Here is a 793-nt window from a genome sequence, read left to right on the forward strand (position 1 = left end):
GTCGGCTCGCTCGACCAGAACGTCTACGCCCTTGACGCCGAGGGCGGCTGGCCCGCCTGGCGCTTTCGCACCGGCCACTACGTAAACTCGTCGCCCTTTGTGGTGGGCACGCGCGTCTTCATCGGCGGCGTCGACGGCATGTGTTACGCCCTCGACGCGAAGACTGGCCGCCTCGTCTGGAAGCACGATGTCGGTAGCCAGATCACCTCGTCGCCGCGCGTCGAGGGCGGGCGGGTCTACTTCGGCGCGGTCGACGGCAATGTCTACTGTCTCGACGCCGGCCAGGGTACCTTGATCTGGAAGCACGCCACAAGCGGCGCCGTCGTCTCCTCGCCTGTTGTGGTCGAGGGCGTGGTCTATATCGGCTCGATGGACCATAAGGTGTACGCCCTCAAGGCGTAAGGATGAAGGATGAAGGATGAAGGATGAAGGCCGCGAGCGCCCTATGAGGGTGGCCCTGCGGGTCTGGTGCCTTTGATTTGCGTTGCTGGAGAGCCCTTATGGCCCTATCTGACCCTCAACCCCCCGATGGCTCGGCCTGGTGGGCGAGCAGCGAGCCCGCGCCAGACGCCGTCCCCCCCAAGAGCCAGCTGGCCGAGGTGCGCCACGCGCTGCCCGCGACGCAGCAGGCCCCCGTACCCGAGCCGCCCGCCGACGAGTCGGAGACCCCTACCGCCCCCCATAGCGCTATGACTATCGAGCAGGCGGCTCAGGTGCTGGCGACCGCGGCCTCGGAAGAGCACGACACCGTCGATATCACCGACCTCGACCTGGACGAGGGTACGCGCCAGCT

General features: G+C 67.1%; 2 protein-coding genes. Both read left to right on the top strand.

Going from position 1 to position 793, the window contains the following annotated elements; genetic code table 11:
* Nucleotides 1-402: PQQ-like beta-propeller repeat protein (locus JNK74_28515; protein MBL7650132.1), on the top strand; the 402-nt coding region annotated here is incomplete at its 5' end.
* 98 nt (nucleotides 403-500) lie between these two features.
* Nucleotides 501-793: hypothetical protein (locus JNK74_28520; protein MBL7650133.1), on the top strand; the 293-nt coding region annotated here is incomplete at its 3' end.

Source organism: Candidatus Hydrogenedentota bacterium (assembly GCA_016791475.1).
Classification (GTDB): Bacteria; Hydrogenedentota; Hydrogenedentia; order Hydrogenedentales; family JAEUWI01; genus JAEUWI01.